This window comes from Anaerotaenia torta, from assembly GCF_050433395.1.
GTDB classification, from domain to species: Bacteria; Bacillota; Clostridia; order Lachnospirales; family Lachnospiraceae; genus Mobilitalea; species Mobilitalea torta.
Map to the genome: position 1 here is coordinate 327,765 of NZ_JBNPXH010000001.1, position 15,494 is coordinate 343,258.

14 protein-coding genes, 1 riboswitch and 1 other annotated feature are annotated in these 15,494 nt (G+C 47.7%); of the genes, 10 read left to right on the forward strand and 4 right to left on the reverse strand.

Features of this window, described 5'->3' with window-relative positions; all coding sequences use genetic code 11:
- The first annotated feature begins 36 nt into the window (after nucleotides 1-36).
- Nucleotides 37-1,341 carry a serpin family protein gene (locus tag HNQ56_RS01415; protein ID WP_429142030.1) on the forward strand — a complete coding sequence of 435 codons (1,305 nt, stop codon included), beginning with the start codon at nucleotides 37-39 and terminating at the stop codon, nucleotides 1,339-1,341.
- Between the two features lie 33 nt (nucleotides 1,342-1,374).
- On the opposite strand, the gene HNQ56_RS01420 is transcribed toward HNQ56_RS01415, so the two are convergent.
- Both HNQ56_RS01420 and HNQ56_RS01425 read right to left on the reverse strand, forming a co-directional pair.
- Entirely contained in the window at nucleotides 1,375-2,256 is an 882-nt protein-coding gene (locus tag HNQ56_RS01420) for a VanZ family protein (RefSeq protein WP_429142032.1), read from the reverse strand.
- Nucleotides 2,257-2,273: 17 nt separating this feature from the next.
- Entirely contained in the window at nucleotides 2,274-3,200 is a 927-nt protein-coding gene (locus tag HNQ56_RS01425) for a diacylglycerol/lipid kinase family protein (protein WP_429142034.1), read from the reverse strand.
- 314 nt (nucleotides 3,201-3,514) lie between these two features.
- On the opposite strand from HNQ56_RS01425, the gene HNQ56_RS01430 reads away from it, so the two are divergent.
- The 9 genes from HNQ56_RS01430 to HNQ56_RS01470 all read left to right on the forward strand — a co-directional run bounded on the left by HNQ56_RS01430 (nucleotide 3,515) and on the right by HNQ56_RS01470 (nucleotide 13,204).
- A complete protein-coding gene (locus HNQ56_RS01430) occupies nucleotides 3,515-3,823 on the forward strand; it encodes a spore coat associated protein CotJA (protein ID WP_429142036.1) in 309 nt (102 codons plus the stop codon).
- Nucleotide 3,824: 1 nt separating this feature from the next.
- Nucleotides 3,825-4,082 carry a spore coat protein CotJB gene (locus HNQ56_RS01435; RefSeq protein WP_429142038.1) on the forward strand — a complete coding sequence of 86 codons (258 nt, stop codon included), beginning with the start codon at nucleotides 3,825-3,827 and terminating at the stop codon, nucleotides 4,080-4,082.
- Between the two features lie 3 nt (nucleotides 4,083-4,085).
- Nucleotides 4,086-4,694, forward strand: a complete 609-nt coding sequence (locus HNQ56_RS01440) for a manganese catalase family protein (protein WP_429142040.1) — start codon at nucleotides 4,086-4,088, stop codon at nucleotides 4,692-4,694.
- Nucleotides 4,695-5,064: 370 nt separating this feature from the next.
- Nucleotides 5,065-7,431 carry a carbohydrate-binding protein gene (locus tag HNQ56_RS01445; protein ID WP_429142042.1) on the forward strand — a complete coding sequence of 789 codons (2,367 nt, stop codon included), beginning with the start codon at nucleotides 5,065-5,067 and terminating at the stop codon, nucleotides 7,429-7,431.
- Between the two features lie 99 nt (nucleotides 7,432-7,530).
- Nucleotides 7,531-7,793 (forward strand) — a binding site (T-box leader).
- Nucleotides 7,794-7,951: 158 nt separating this feature from the next.
- Nucleotides 7,952-8,956, forward strand: coding sequence for an ABC transporter substrate-binding protein (locus HNQ56_RS01450; RefSeq protein ID WP_429142989.1), 1,005 nt, complete (start codon nucleotides 7,952-7,954; stop codon nucleotides 8,954-8,956).
- Nucleotides 8,957-9,040: 84 nt separating this feature from the next.
- The gene (locus tag HNQ56_RS01455) at nucleotides 9,041-9,937 is read left to right on the forward strand and encodes an ABC transporter permease (protein WP_429142991.1); all 897 of its coding nucleotides are present in this window, start codon (nucleotides 9,041-9,043) and stop codon (nucleotides 9,935-9,937) included.
- Nucleotides 9,921-10,694, forward strand: coding sequence for an ABC transporter ATP-binding protein (locus HNQ56_RS01460; RefSeq protein ID WP_429142044.1), 774 nt, complete (start codon nucleotides 9,921-9,923; stop codon nucleotides 10,692-10,694). The genes HNQ56_RS01455 and HNQ56_RS01460 overlap by 17 nt, the downstream gene beginning before the upstream one ends.
- A gap of 227 nt (nucleotides 10,695-10,921) precedes the next feature.
- The gene (locus tag HNQ56_RS01465) at nucleotides 10,922-12,214 is read left to right on the forward strand and encodes an ATP-binding protein (RefSeq protein ID WP_429142046.1); all 1,293 of its coding nucleotides are present in this window, start codon (nucleotides 10,922-10,924) and stop codon (nucleotides 12,212-12,214) included.
- Nucleotides 12,215-12,377: 163 nt separating this feature from the next.
- Nucleotides 12,378-12,476, forward strand: a riboswitch (THF riboswitch).
- A 149-nt stretch (nucleotides 12,477-12,625) separates the two neighbouring features.
- Nucleotides 12,626-13,204 carry a folate family ECF transporter S component gene (locus HNQ56_RS01470; protein WP_429142048.1) on the forward strand — a complete coding sequence of 193 codons (579 nt, stop codon included), beginning with the start codon at nucleotides 12,626-12,628 and terminating at the stop codon, nucleotides 13,202-13,204.
- A 10-nt stretch (nucleotides 13,205-13,214) separates the two neighbouring features.
- Here the strand turns inward: HNQ56_RS01470 and HNQ56_RS01475 are convergent, their stop codons facing one another.
- Together HNQ56_RS01475 and rpoD are read right to left on the reverse strand one after the other, a co-directional pair.
- On the reverse strand, nucleotides 13,215-13,937 hold the full coding sequence (locus HNQ56_RS01475; protein WP_429142050.1) for a lysophospholipid acyltransferase family protein: 723 nt from the start codon (nucleotides 13,935-13,937) through the stop codon (nucleotides 13,215-13,217).
- A gap of 109 nt (nucleotides 13,938-14,046) precedes the next feature.
- Nucleotides 14,047-15,171, reverse strand: a complete 1,125-nt coding sequence (gene rpoD / locus HNQ56_RS01480) for an RNA polymerase sigma factor RpoD (RefSeq protein ID WP_429142052.1) — start codon at nucleotides 15,169-15,171, stop codon at nucleotides 14,047-14,049.
- Nucleotides 15,172-15,494: the final 323 nt, after the last annotated feature.

A 15,494-nucleotide genomic window follows, 5' to 3' on the forward strand; every position in this document is an offset into this window, starting at 1 on the left:
AAAATATGGAAGGATTTCATAAAGGAGGGTATCGGAGTGAAAAATATTAAGAAAGTATTTATCTGTCTTCTCATGGCGAGTGTCATTTTTACGGGATGTACTGCGAATAATAATGCGGCGGTGCATCTTGTTTCCGTCAAGAATGTAAAAGAGCTTCGCGCGCCGGTTTACGGGGAACAAAGCGCTTTTGCGACTGTTGTTTCAAAGGGTGCCAATGAGTTCGCCTTTCAATTAAGCGCCGCGCTGTCCGAACGGGCGAGAGATAATAATTTCATCTGTTCCCCGTATTCTGTCTGGCTTCCGCTCGCGGCCCTTGTCAATGCTGCGGATGAGGCCAGTAAACCGCTGCTGCTGGAAGCGCTGGGTGCAGCGGGCATCGGCGAAGAGGATATCAATCTGGCCGCCTCCCGTATGCTGTTCGATCTGACCAATCAGCGCGACAGGCAGGATATGGGAGAGGGTTATCATAATCCCCTTAGAATTGCAAACATAATATTTGCAGACAATCAGGTAAAAATAAAAAAAGACTTTGCCCAAACCTTCATGGATTATTACCGCGGCAGTGTGATGAACGTGGACTTTGACTCGCCGAAGGCGGTGGATACCGTGAACCGGTGGGCGAGCGACAATACGGATGGTCTGATTGCAGAAATAGTTCAGAAATTTGATTCAAGTACAGTTGCTGCTATTGCAAATGCTATTTATTTCTCTGACCGTTGGCAATGGGAATTCAACACAGACAACACAAAGGAAGATGTCTTCTATTCTCCCGCAAAAGAAAGCCAGGCATATTTCATGCTGCGGGAGGGAAACAACCAGACCTATTATGAGGATGACAGGGTTCAGGCCATGCCCCTGCGATTCAAAACCGGCGGCGGAATGTATATCATTCTTCCCAAAGACGGTGATGCGGCGGGGCTTCTGGCATCCATGACAAGGGAGTACTTTGATGAAATACAAAAGGACGCTATCAGCGCTACCGGCAAGCTGCTCCTGCCTCGCTTTTCCGTTGAAAGTGATGTAATGCAGCTGAAGGATACCCTTACGGCGCTTGGTGTCCCCCTGTTTGACAGCGAAGCTGCTCCTCTGACAGGAGGGCTGTTAGAGAATACAATGCCCGTATGGCTCTCAGGCGCGGTGCAAAAAGCGGCCATCAAGGTAGATGAAAAAGGCACCACCGCAGCGGCTGTGACGGTGATGCTTGCAGCCGGTACGGCAATGCCCGAACCCAGTGAGCCATTTGAAATGAACTGCAATAGGCCCTTTGTGTTTATCTTATACGGTGACACTTATGACGGCGGCAGTCAGATATTATTCACCGGTATGGTGAATCAGCCTTAGTCATATAAAATCAATTCCATTCGTCAGGGCTGCTTAAAAATGCAGCCCTGGTCTGGAATAAGGGTAATCGGATTCCCTGGAAAGAAAGTCCTTGCCGGTGATGGACCGGAAGATAAAATTGCACAGGTAATATAGAATAGAACCGAGGATTCCGCCGATAACCGCATAAATCACATCATCAACATCAAACCGTTCCGGGATGATAAAATATTGTGCCGCTTCCAGGGCGCAGGGAAGAATCAGGAGAACCAGGAATCGCGGAAGACGTGACTGTCTCTTCAACAGGAAGGTCATCTGGAAGCCGTAAGGCAGGAAGACCAGAATGCGGACGAAGACATAGAAGAGGATGTCACTTAAGGGGAGGACACCGTACAGATAATCCTCGATTAAGACTGTGATTGTCTCAAAGGGGAGAAAATTTGCTGCATCCAGGGTCCCCCGGTACACCTCGGGAAATGCCTTTGTAGCAAAATTACCATAGAGCAGGATGACCAGATACAGGAAGAAAAAGAGCAGGGCATCATTGCGGTAGAAGATCCGGTAATCGGTAAAACGTGTTCCGTAGTCCAGCATATTGCGCAGATAGCAATAGAGACAGGGAAGCAGCCAGTTGATTACGGCGATGCCTATCATGGTATTGCTGTAAGGCAGGAAGAAGGAGGAACCGCCCATGAAGGACAGGAACAGGATGATGCTGCTGATAAACAGGATTAATGCGGAGTAGTTAAAGCAGGTGGAATAGGCTGCTGTCTGTTCCAGCAGGATATGGCAGCTGATTATGGTTATGAGGCTGGATATTCCCCAGATCACATAGAAGGCCGCAAAGAAATAATATATTACAAACTGAATCAGTATCGTGGCAATGCTTAAAATAATAATGAAAGAAGAATCCAAAAGATTGGTCCGTCTCTGCATGGTTTCACCTGCTTTCTTTATAAGATCATTCGTATTTGTTCCGGAATACAGCTTACCTTTATGTGGGAGCATACTGCCGGGATCTCCCCGTCCGTATGAACCGCAGTGTCTATATCAGTCTGAATTTCCAGCTCGGTGCAGTGTATGGTTTCAACGCCCCGGACATTGACATGCTTGCCGGTGAAAATGGTGGGGAGAAGAAACAAAACCTTTGCATTGCTCAGACCATGTACTAAGGTTATGGTCAGCTTGCCGTCATTCGGATCGGCACTTGGCGCCATCATCAGGCCTCCGCCTTCATATTTATGAATCATATTGGAAATTAAAAGGACCTTTTTATAATGGTCTTTTTTTATGCCGTCGGCTGTGACGGTAACATTAACGCGGGGAGAGGTCAGAACCTGCTTCACGGCAATGGCAAGGTAGACAAATTTGCCCGCTCCGAACCGATTCAGACTTTTTTTCAGAGGAGATTCCTGAACCTCCAGGCATACCGAGGCGTCATAGCCCATGCCGCTGGAGCAGATGAAGCGCCGGGGTGCCAGCTCTTTATCTGGGAAGGCAATCATCCCATGATCCAGGTATTGGAATTTGCTGGGCTTGAGGATACGGGACAGGGCTTCCAGGGGATCCTTGGGGATCTTCAGGCTCCGGGCCAGGTCGTTGCTGGAACCGGAAGGGATGTATCCCAACAGAACCTGGGTGAAATCCGGAATGCCGTTCACTACTTCATTCACGGTTCCGTCACCGCCTAATATAACAATATTCTTGATTCCTATATTCTCCGCACAGATCTGTCCGGCGAGCTCCGTAGCATGCCCCATATGCTCTGTGTAGTATGCTTTGTATTCAACCTGCCGTTTATCCAGCTCGTCCCTTACGCTCCACCAATAGCGGATGCCTCTGCCGGAGCTTGACTTTGGATTAATAATAAAATGATGCATGCAATGCGCCCCCCTACCCGGCTCTGTTTTAACCGGAAGCTAATTAATACTGCTGTATGTTGCTGGCAGCTATACATTATTATCGATGTATTATAGTTAAAATATTAAAGGAAAATGCCGGGATTGTCAATGACCATAAATTCACGGTATGTACTGCGGTTCCTCCTGCGGCCGGAAGGCATCATGCTCTCTCACACAGGATGAGCCGCAGCGCGCACCTTTTGATGCTTTCAATCATAGTATGTATGGAACAACAGAACGAAACGGAATGTTGCTCGTCAAATGATACAATTTTGAAAGGAGAGTCCAGCTTTATGGATAGACGGATGTATCGCGGCACAGCGGGGAACTGCAATAATAATTATAACCGCAATGCGGCTCCCTACCGGCCGGCACCTGTTTACGCGGCGCCTGTCTGCGGGGATACCGTGGGCGGAGCGGTATCGGACAACAGGTGTGAAAAAAGCTGCTTTGACGGGAACACGGAACGGTTTCCCATCGGCATGTGTTATGTACCCTGGCAGTGCTTCAGGGACATATACGAGAACGAATGCACCGCATTGGCGAACGGAACGATGTTTAAGGAACTTGATTTAAACTGGTATGGAAGGGGATGTAGGTAGGATGGACGGAAATAACCGGAATAAGTTATTTGCATGTATAGAAGCGAATAGCTTTGTCTGCGATGAGCTCAGATTATTTCTGGATACCCATCCGACAGACAGAGACGCTTTAGCATACTGGAACAAGGTATCGAAGGTAAGAAATGAGGCGGTACAGGAATATACCAAATGCTATGGGCCGATCGAGGCATATCGTGTGGAAGTTGATAATTGCTGGACCTGGGTTGACGCTCCCTGGCCTTGGGAAGGAAGGTGCTAATGTATGTGGACATATGAGAGAAGATTACAGTTTCCTGTTAACATTACAGAGAGAAATCCCAAATTAGCACAGGTTATCATGAGTCAATTCGGCGGTCCTGACGGAGAATTGGCCGCATCCATGCGATATCTCTCCCAGCGCTATGCCATGCCCAACCGAAAAGTGGCGGGCCTGCTGACCGATATCGGTACGGAAGAGCTGGCGCACATGGAGATCGTAAGTGCCATCGTTCATCAGTTGACAAAGGATCTCACCCCTGCTGAGATTGTGGAGGGCGGCTTTCAGAATTATTATGTAGATCACACCCTTGGATTGTGGCCGCAATCTGCCGGTGGAATACCTTTTAACAGCTGCTTCTTCCAAAGCAAGGGAGATCCCATAACTGATCTGGTCGAAGACATGGCGGCCGAACAGAAAGCACGGACGACTTACGATAATATCCTCAGGCTGGTATGTGACCATGATGTATGTGAACCCATCAAATACCTCAGAGAGAGGGAAATCGTTCACTTCCAACGTTTTGGCGAAGCCTTGAGAATGATCCAGGATGAATTGGATTCCAAGAACTTCTATGCCATTAATCCAGCATTTCCAGCAGACTTTACAAAATAACACGGAGAGTCAAAGGTCCCGGCGGCCATAAGGCGGAGTGATTGCTTTTGCCTGCTGTCGGGGCTTTTGTATGTTTGAAAATATACTTTAGGTTTTTCTTCCCGTATGGTATACTAAAAGAGTATATGCTCTGTTACGCTGCTGATTGAGAGTATCCGGGCAAATTAAAATTTGCAGATTTGGGAAAGGCAAGGTGATTTGTATGCAAAACGGAGCGGCCAAAAACAGGACAACCAAACGCAGAATCGCGTGGTCTGCAGGAGCGCTTCTATTATTGGTAATAGGATTTTTGCTGTGCCGGTACGTGTTCTTTGCGGAAAAAAAGGAAGAGGGATCCCCGGCACCCACACCGGCACCGGAGGAGAAGGACATGGAGAGTATACACTCAGATGCTAAAATTATAGAAGAGGGCGGCGTAAAGGTGTTTTTAACCTCTACGGAACAGGCGCAAAACCAGGGCTGGTATAAGAAGCCCTTTCATCTCAGCAATACGCTGACACAAGCGGAGAATCTTAATATCACAGAACAGGATGATACAAAGATTACGGAAATACAGATTGATACTTCGAAAACCTATGATCCCTTTTATGGAATAGGTACCTCTTTGGAGGAATCTACCGTCTACAACCTGTTACAGCTAAAAGAAGAGGAGAGAAAGCAGTTTATCTATAAGCTGGTAGATCCCATCGACGGCGCGGGTATGACGCTGTTCCGCTTAACCATCGGTACCTCTGATTTTACAGGCCGGAACTTCTATACATATTATGACGGAAGAAGCCTGGAGGGGGACCCCAATTGGTACCCTGCCGAAGGGGAAAAGGGCTTCCGCATTCAGAAGGATATTGATGCAGGAATTATAGAGATTGCTCTCATGGTAATGGAGGCGGCCAGATATTATAAGGTGGAGGATGAGATTCGATTCTTCAGCTCGCCCTGGACCCCGCCGGGCTGGATGAAGCTGGAGACGCCTGCCAGCAAGGGCTTCCCGGATAATGAGCTGCTGTTAAAAGGCGGCAGATTAAACAGTGAGTATATTGATGAGCTGGCTATGTATTATACCAGGTATGTGGAGGAGTATACCAGGCTGGGGATACCGATTGCCGCCCTTACCCTGCAGAATGAACCCTTGCTGGAAATCAATTATCCCAGCTGCCATATGGCTCCCGTCCAAAGTGCAGAGCTCACCATTGCCTTAAAAAAGGCGCTTAACAGCAGTGAGATATTGAAGGAATATAATGCGCCGATTCCCAAGCTGTGGACCTTTGACCATAACCCGTCGGAGCTGATGTCCTTTATGGGAGAGTTCCTTCGTGTGGAAGGAGCCAAAGAGGCCCTGGACGGAGTTGCGGTCCATGACTACAGCGGTGCATTGTCGGAAATGGAATTCTTAAAGGCGTTATATTTTGAAGGTACGGCCTCAACCGTGCACCTGACAGAGCGCTCCGTATGGGGGACGGAAGGTGCAAACCGTATCATCGACTATTTTAGAAACGGCGCTGTCAGCTACAACTCCTGGGTTACCATGCTGGACAGCAATATCAGCCCCCATCAATGGGTGGGCACCCCGTCTACCACAATGTTTGTCCGCGAGGCGGGAAGCGATACGAATTACTGGGCCTGTCCGGAATTTTATATTACCGGGAATTTTGGACGCTTTATCCGTCCGGGTTATGTCCGCGTGGAATCGGATCCCGGATCACCGGACACCGTAACGAATATTGTTTATGCCAACAAAGCGGACGGAACCATGGCTGCAGTAGTAGTGAATCAAACCGGCAGCAGCCGGAATTTTAAATTGATGTTTAATGGAAAGCAGATAATAGGGACGATACCGGCGCGTAATGTGGCAACCTATGTATGGAAGGAAAGTGCGGAGCTGATCGGGGAGCCGGTTATCAACGGCGGCAGGGAAGAAGAAACGGAGAAGGATACCTCTGGCCGTGCCGCAGACACTTCTATGCAGATTTCAGTTGGGGATGAAAGCATTCCATTAAAGGAAGAGGATGCCTTTGAAAAGGAAGGTTCCCTGGCGGCAAACCTGGCAAAAGGAAACTATTTGGATTATTTAATCGACGTTAAAGAATCTGACATGTATCAGATTACCTATTCCGTTAAATGCGGCAGCGACGGTGCGGGGGTGGCCCTTGGACTTGCTGTTCAGTGGGGGTTGAAAGAGAATCCTGCTCAGGTCGGTGATGAGAAGATGAATATCAGCATTCCTTCCATCTATGGCGCACAGAAGATCCGGCATGCCGTAATGCTGGAAGGAGGCTTGCAGACACTCCGGTTTAAAGCTCTAAGGGGTGGATATACCATATCCAATATTACGATTCAAAGGGTGCGGGCATCTGCAATTACAGGAAATCACAGTCAGATCAGTGCAATCGACTTTTATGACAGCCAGAACTCTCATGCCATCGAGAATGACAGTAACATCGGATATACTTCCTATGGTTCTGTGCTGGACTATATGATTTCTGTAGAACAGGAAGGGGACTACAGCCTGCAGCTTAATTATTCCTCAGCCTCGACGCAGCCGGGTGTGGGAATTCAGACTGTAAAACCCGATAAAACAGTAAATGAGATTGCAGCAACTGTACTTCCTTCCACAGGGGATTGGAACGCCTATCAGCTTTCTGAAAAGCTTCCCGTCAGGTTGGAAGCCGGGGAGTATACCCTTAGAATTGCGGTACAGGGCGATGGAGTTAATTTAAGTGAGATTATAATAACGAGATAGGTATAAGCAGGGTGTCAGGCACCGGATTCCGGTGCCTGACACCGTAAAAATATATATTGACAAATGATGAAACAGGTATTATCATGTATTCATTAATAAGCAAAACCGTTGAGAAAGAAGAGTAGGCTTTAGTACGACATCACAGAGAGTCGCAGTTGGTGGGATGCGATATGGAGTTTTCAGCTGAATGGGCTTTTGAGGGCAACCCGAAGTAATAGTAGGCGTTGACGGGAACCATGACCGTTATCAGTATGGCATATATTGTTCGTATATGAAAGGAAGTGGATGTATGACAGGGCTGACGGTTCAGCTTTGGTCATAGGTCAATTTGAGTGGTACCGCGGAGTGAATTCGTCTCAAGTATAATAACATTATACTTGAGATTTTTTTATGCATTTTGATGCATAATAGTACGGACACCACCTGACCATCCATGAATGGCGGAAACGAACGGAGCGCAGGAGCATGCTTTGTTCCTGAAATATATTTCGAGGAGGAATAGATGATGAAGAAATTTGCTATGAAAAAATTAACAGCGCTTGTATTAGTGACCGCATTGGCTGCCGGTATGATGACCGGCTGCGGGACGGCGGCAAAAGGGGATGGAAAGGTAACCATCGGCATCGGACAGTTTGCAGTGCACGGTTCTCTGGATAACTGCAGGGAGGGCTTTCTGGCAGGGCTTGCCGAGGCAGGCTATAAGGAGGGCGAGAATTTAGAGATAATGCTTGAGAATGCTCAGGCGGACACCGGTGTTGCGGGACAGATCGCCACTAATTTTGTATCCAAGAAGGTGGATTTAATCTGCGCCATTGCGACACCCATAGCACAGAGCGCTTTTGGAGCCGCCAAGAATACGGATATTCCGGTAATCTATACAGCCGTTACGGATCCGATTCTGGCCGAGCTTGCGAAAGAGGACGGGACACCTTCCGGGAACGCTACCGGAACCAGCGATAAGCTTCCGGTTGAGAAGCAGCTGGAAATGATCCGGGCAATCCTCCCGGAAGCCAAGACCATCGGAATCATGTACAGCACCAGCGAAGTGAACTCCGTATCGGCAATCGAAGAATATAAGGCAGCTGCGGAAAATTACGGCTTTGAGATTGTAGAGAGCGGCATTGCCCAGACAGCGGATATTCCCCTGGCGGCAGACAATCTGCTGGAAAAGGTGGACTGCATCAATAATCTGACGGATAATACGGTAGTAAGCTCCCTGCCCGTGATTCTGAAGAAGGCGGAAGCTAAGAAAATTCCGGTGTTCGGAAGTGAGGTAGAGCAGGTGAAGATCGGCTGTCTGTCAACGGTGGGATTGGACTATTTTGATCTTGGAAAACAGACCGGCGCCATGGCTGCCCAGGTATTAAAGGGAGAAAAGAAAGCAAGTGAAATCAAATTTGAGATAATAGCAGAGGCTGCCTTCTACGGCAATACGGCGGTGGCTGAAAACCTTGGAATCACGCTCCCGGAGGATCTTGTGGGCAGTGCCAAGGAAATGTTTTCTGATATTGCAGAGCCGAAATAATATGAACTGAAGCATGGGAAAGAATAACACGGGAGCGGTTCGGCTGCTTGTGGTTTGTTCCGGGGAGGTAGGACAATGGAGTATATTTTATCAATATTGTTAGGAGTAGTAGAGGAAGGACTGGTATATGCCATCATGGCATTGGGGGTTTATATCACCTATAAGATTCTGGACTTTCCCGACCTGTCCGTGGATGGAACCTTTCCCCTGGGCGGAGCGGTGACGGCGGTTCTGATTATTGCGGGAGTTCCTCCTATAGCTACGCTTTTTCTTGCTTTTCTGGCTGGGGCGGCAGCCGGGGTGCTGACGGGTTTGATACATGTAAAATTAAAGGTGAGAGATCTGCTTTCGGGCATCATCATGATGACGGCCCTTTATTCTTTGAATCTTCGGATTGCGGGAAAAGCAAATGTTGCGATTTTTACCCGGGAGACTATTTTTGATAACGCACTATTCGGGAAATTGGTTCCGGCCGGACTTCGGCGCTATCTGATGGTTTTTATCCTGCTGATCATCGTCCTTGTGATGAAGCTGCTTCTGGATCTGTATCTGAGAACCAAATCAGGCTATCTGCTAAGGGCGGTGGGCGATAATGACACTCTGGTGACTTCTTTGGCAAAGGACAAGGGCGGTGTGAAAATTATTGGTCTTGCCATTGCCAATGCCTTTGTGGCTCTGGCGGGCTGCATTTATACCCAGAAAAGCGGATTCTTCGAGATATCCACGGGTACGGGAGCCATCATAATCGGCCTTGCCAGCGTGATCATTGGAACGAATGTATTCAAACATGTTCCCTGGGTCAGAGCGACCTCCGCAGTCATTGCAGGCTCTGTCATCTACAAGGCCTGTGTGGCCCTGGCTATCGAGGCTGGAATGGAACCCTCGGATCTGAAGCTGATTACGGCTGTTCTGTTCCTGGCGATTCTGGTCATAAGCAATGAGCGTAAAAGGAGGGTGAAGTCAAATGATCGAGCTGCGTAATATCAATAAATATTATAATTCCGGTACAGTCAATGAGATGTGCCTGTTCGACGGTTTTAACCTGCAGGTGGCGGACGGTGAGTTCGTATCTGTCGTAGGCAGCAACGGCTCCGGCAAGACCTCCATGCTGAATATTATCTGCGGAAGTATTCCCGTTGACCAGGGAATGATTAAAATCGGGCATGAGGATATCACCCATATGCCGGAATTCAAGAGACAGAGAAGAATCGGAAGGGTGTATCAGAATCCTGCCATGGGCACCTGCCCTACCATGACCATTCTCGAAAACATGTCCCTGGCGGATAATAAGGGTAAGAGCTTTAATCTGACCAGAGGCACCAACCGCGAGAGGGTGAATTTCTACCAGGAGAGCCTGCATTCCCTTAATCTTGGCCTGGAGGATAAGCTCCATGTGCCGGTGGGCTCCCTATCCGGCGGCCAGAGACAGGCCATGGCTCTTTTGATGGCGACCATGACCCCCATTGAATTTCTCGTATTGGATGAGCATACGGCGGCCCTGGATCCGAAGACGGCGGAGCTGATTATGCAGCTGACAGATCAGGTGGTGCGGGAGAAGAAGCTCACTACCATCATGGTTACCCATAACCTCCGGTATGCCGTGGAGTATGGCAGCAGACTGGTCATGATGCATCAGGGTGAGATTGTTATGGACAAGGCAGGAGAGGATAAGAAAGCCATTTTGATTGACGATATTCTGGATAAATTCAATGAGATAAGTATTGAATGCGGCAATTAAAAAAACTGGTTTTCATAAATAGTATCCTCGAAATGAATACCAATCATATATTGATCCATAAAATTAATAAAAAATCGTATTTTTCTTGGCATAAAAGCCGTTCCGGTATAATATAAAGTATGAGTACACCTGTATCTGGATTGTGTATCCTGATTACAGGAACATATATAATGATCCTGTAATCAGGAAATTATAGGATCATTATATTATAAAGGGATGAATTTATAATGCGCAGGAAAATCGAAGAAAGACTTCTCCAATGGAGAAATAAGGCGGAAAATCGTATGCCCGTGCTGCTCTATGGAGCCAGACAGGTAGGCAAGACCTATATTCTTACTGAGTTTGGCACCCGCCATTTTGATAATATGGTTTACATTAATCTTGAGACGAATCTGTCCGTTGCTGCTTATTTTACCAACGATATTACACCGGAGCGGCTGATCCGCTTTTTGGAAACCACGGTAAACCAGCCTATTACCCCTGGCAAGACACTGATTATCTTTGATGAAATTCAATCCTGTGAGCGGGCCTTGACCTCGCTGAAATACTTTTGTGAACTGGCACCGGAATATCACGTGGCGGCAGCAGGCAGCCTTTTGGGTGTGGCGATCCACCGTGAACATTATTCTTTTCCCGTTGGCAAGGTAGAGAGTATGCCCCTCTATCCGCTGGATTTTGAGGAATTTCTCTGGGCCAATGGAGAAGAACGTTTGGCACAGGAAATCCGCGGGGCATTTGATACCATGGAGCCGTTGCCGGATGCGCTCCATCGAAAAGCGATTGAACTTTACCGATATTATCTCATCGTCGGCGGAATGCCGGCCTGTGTAAAGAACTTTACCGAAACGGGCAAGCTGGTGCTTGTGCCAACGGTACAAAATGAAATTACAAATAACTATGTTGCGGATATGGCGAAATATGCCTCTGCTTCAGATACGGTAAAGATCCGCGGCTGCTTCAATTCCATTCCTGCGCAGCTGGCCAAGGAAAATAAAAAGTTCCAGTACAAGGTTGTCCAGCGTGGCGGCAGCGCAGCCCTATTCGGAGAAGCGATTGAATGGCTGGCACAGGCAGGCATTGTGCTTAAATGTCGGAAAATTGATCATGGTACCAGCCCTATTGCCGTTTATGCGGATCTGTCCTCCTTCAAGCTTTATATGGGTGATGTGGGACTTCTGGTGATGAAATCCGGTGTGCCGCAGCAAACGATTTTGACAGGCGAATTAAATTTGTTTATGGGGTCCGTTACGGAAAATTATGTTGCCCAGGCGCTTGCTTCCAACGGACACAGCCTGTTTTATTGGGCAAGTGAGCATAGCGCCGAGCTGGATTTTGTATTGCAGAAAACCTCTGATGTCATTGGTATTGAGGTGAAAAAGGGAGTAAAGGTTCATTCTAAAAGCCTCAGCGTATTTACTCAAAAATACAAGCCGGGTTATACGATTCGATTTTCTGAAAAGAATTTTGGAAGGGCGGAGAATATACTTTCCGTCCCCCTCTACGCCGTGTTTTGCGTGTAGGTAATACATGACAGAAGATACGTTTGCCGCCATTGGTGCAAATAGGTGCGGTCGGAGACATTGGCTTAGGATAAGTTGGGGATAGGAAGGAATTGGATTAAGATTACCCTTGAAAAAAGAAAAACCTGTGCTATAATTTATCATAGAAATACAAAAAATTTAAAGCAGAGTAGAATCATGTGCGTTAAGTGCCGGGTGAACAGGGAGTTGTCATCTGGACGAAAAGTAGAAACTTGCGGTACATGGTTCGCATCCCGCTGCTACAACGAGAAAATCCGCCGCTCTTTTTGGCAGGCTTTTGCTGGCCATGTAATTTGATGCGCGGCTGGATTGCATAAGGCAGGTGCCCTATGGGCACAGTTGTGTTATCTCTTCTTGTAGTAAAAGGTCTGCAAAGGAGGTAATTTTTTTATGGCCAAATTTACAGAGTTATTCAAAGCGTCATCTCGGGAGCTGAGGAGCGTAAAATGCCTCACTCTGACGGCTATGCTGGGAGCCGTGTCCATTGTGTTGGGAAGCCTGGTAGTCACCATAGGCGATTTTTTGAAGGTAGGCTTTAACTTCCTGCCGAATAATTTCGTCTTCTATCTCTTCGGTCCGGTTGTGGGAGTGATCTATGGATTGTCTGCGGACATCCTGACCTTTATCGTAAGACCGACAGGCCCCTATTTCTTTGGATTCACCTTAAGTGCTATGGTTACGGGCCTGCTGTACGGTATCCTCCTGTATAAAAGACCCTTGAGCATGCGAAGAATTATTGCTGCCAATCTAGTGCATCTGTTTGTGGTGAATCTTTTCATGAATACCTACTGGCTGACTCTTCTCTATGGGTATCAGTTCATGGCGCTTCTGCCGGTACGGGCGTTGAAGGCTTTCCTTCTGCTGCCGCTGGAAACCGTCATGCTGTATCTGGTAATTAAGGGCGTGGAAGCAAGCGGTGTAATTCATAAGCTTCACCTGGGAGAAAGAACTAAGATTTCAAACAAATAAGAGAAGTGTATCAGGCCGTCGTTTGCCGGGCCAGCACTTCATTAATGGTATTTTGTATGGTTGCGGCAACCAGATCTGCTATTTCGGTGGATTTCATGTCCTTGTAATCCTCATAATAAAGAGGCTTAAGATAGTGGATCTGGACCGTCAGCTTTTTGATGGAATTGGTATCAAAGGGCTTGAAGGAATCAATGAGGGCTACGGGAACAATAGGGCATCTGGCATTGGTCGCGCTCTTAAAGCTTCCGCCCTTGAAAGGCAGAAGCTGGTTGCCGTTCCGTGACCGGGTTCCTTCTGCAAAGATGAGGAAATTCTCTCCCGCCTTCACGCGCCGGGTCATATTCATAATCACCTGCATGGACTGGCGGATATCCTCACGGTCAATTACCTCTGCCTGGAGCAGCTGAATCACCTGCTTCAGCAGAGGGGTATTGCGGACTTCCTTCTTCATCACCGTAACGAAGGGGCGTTCATGGGTTTCCAGGAAGGCCAGGGCATCATAAAGCCCCTGGTGGTTTGGAAACATGATATAGCCGGTTTCCTTCGGAAGATTCTCCAGTCCATAACAGTCAATCTTAACCCGGCCCCGGCGGTTCACAATGGGAACCAGCTTATGAAGATAAGCATAGCGGGTGGGGGCGTCATATTTTTCTATATTGCATAGCTGGTGGATGCGGAAAAACCAGCCGGGCAGGCGAAACAGGCATCGAAGAACCATGAATACAATCCGCATGAAATGAAGTCTCCCTTCCTGTTGATTTTTGAACAGCTTAGTCTTGGTAATCTGTTATCTTAATTATTATATTCCATTGGCTTCTATCTTTAACACAGCATACGGCTGCCTAGATAATGTCATAGCCTTTTAACATCTTGGCGCGGCTGGGATGTCTCAGCTTACGCAGGGCTTTCGCTTCGATCTGGCGTATGCGCTCACGGGTGACATTGAATTCCTTGCCCACCTCTTCCAGCGTGCGGCTTCGTCCGTCCTTCAATCCAAAACGCAGAATAAGAACCCTCTGTTCCCTTTCTGTCAGGGTATCCAGCAGCTTGGTGATCTGATCCTTCAGAATAGAGTAGGAGGCGGCCTCTTCGGGTCCCATCATGGATTCGTCGCTGATGAAATCGCCCAGATGGCTGTCATCCTCTTCACCAATGGGAGTGTCAAGGGAGATGGGATCTGCGGAGACCTTGAGAATCTCCCGGATCTTGTCAATAGGAAGATTCATGGCAACCGACAGCTCCTGTTCCGTTGGTTCCCTTCCCAGTTCCTGCAGCAGATTACGGGATACCCGGTAGGTCTTATTAATGACCTCCGACATATGTACCGGAATCCGGATGGTACGGGATTGGTCTGCAATGGATCTGGTAATAGCCTGGCGGATCCACCAGGTGGCATAGGTGCTGAACTTGTATCCCTTCAGATAATCAAACTTTTCCACGGCCTTAATCAGGCCCAGATTACCCTCCTGAATCAGATCCAGAAAGGAAAGGCCTCTTCCCACATAACGCTTTGCAATGCTTACCACCAGCCTCAGATTTGATTCGGCCAGCAGCTGCCGGGCATATTCATCGCCGTCTGCGATCTTCTTAGCCAGATCCACCTCGTCCGCCATGGTAAGAAGGGGGTAGTTGCCGATCTCCTTCAGGTAAAGATGAACCGGGTCATCAGACATGGAATAGGAGGAATTCGTAAGAGCTTCCACCTCGGACTGCACATCCTCGGCATCTTCATCCAGCTCCAGCAGAAGCTCATCGGAAGGCTCCTCTTCTTCGCTGCTGCTGAGAACGACGATGTTATAGGCTTCAAGCCGTTCATAAATCTTATCAATTTGATTATTATCCAAATTCAGCTCGCTAATCAGATTATGTACCTTTTCTATCTCCAAAACACCTTTTTGCCGGTTGGCAAAAGCGATTAGCTCCCGGAACTTGTCCTCTAACACATCATGTGTTGCTTGCTCATTCATTTTATTTCCTCCATAGGTTGAAAAATTGCATAACCAATATTATATCATACGGATTGAAATAAGGAAACAGAAAAATTGAGGAAACAGAAAAAGATAAAAACTTGGTAACAGATCAGCCAGGTGTCAGGGAGGAGAGCATGGTGCTCCCTCACACACAGGATGGAAGAGATATGAGTGGATTTGTATGTCACACCCGTACATGATGGTTCGTTTGTGCCATATAAATCCACTCATATCTCTTCCATACAGTGCATTACGGGAGCACCATGCTCTCCTCCCTGACACCTGGCTGATCTGTTACGAAACATGCTGCAGATTAACTG